Annotated in this window: 1 pseudogene; it reads right to left on the bottom strand. The window is 59.0% G+C overall.

Annotated features, from left to right (window positions below):
• Nucleotides 1-123 precede the first annotated feature (123 nt).
• A pseudogene (locus EN780_RS37820) lies at nt 124-444 on the bottom strand (aldo/keto reductase); the annotation flags it as partial.

Consider the following 444-nt stretch of genomic DNA (forward strand, 5'->3'; position numbering starts at 1 on the left):
TTTCAACACCACGGCGTAAAGGGCCATGTTGGATTTGAGGTTTTCCGGTTCGAAACGGGGAACAAGAGCACGGAAATCGAATGAGCCCGCACCGGGCTGAAGGTCGAAGGAAGCGCCGCTTCCAAACCGGGTATCGGCACTCATTTTCCAGAAAGAAAGCCCATTCCGAGGGGGCTCCAGCAGACGAAGCCGATACCCAGTTCCTCGCATAGCGGAAGCACCTCCGCCTCCGCTCCTCGCCACAGCATCGAGTATTCGTTCTGGATGGCTGCGAGAGGCTGCTCCGCATGGGCGCGGCGGATGGTCTGGATTCCCGGCTCGGAAAGACCCCAGTTGAGGACTTTCCCTTCCGCCATCAAATCCTTGACCACACCGGCGACGTCCTCGATGGGGACGGTTGGATCGACACGATGCTGGTACAAGAGATCGATGCGGTCCGTTCGC

The organism is Mesorhizobium sp. M4B.F.Ca.ET.089.01.1.1 (assembly GCF_004022605.1).
Lineage (GTDB): Bacteria > Pseudomonadota > Alphaproteobacteria > Rhizobiales > Rhizobiaceae > Mesorhizobium > Mesorhizobium abyssinicae.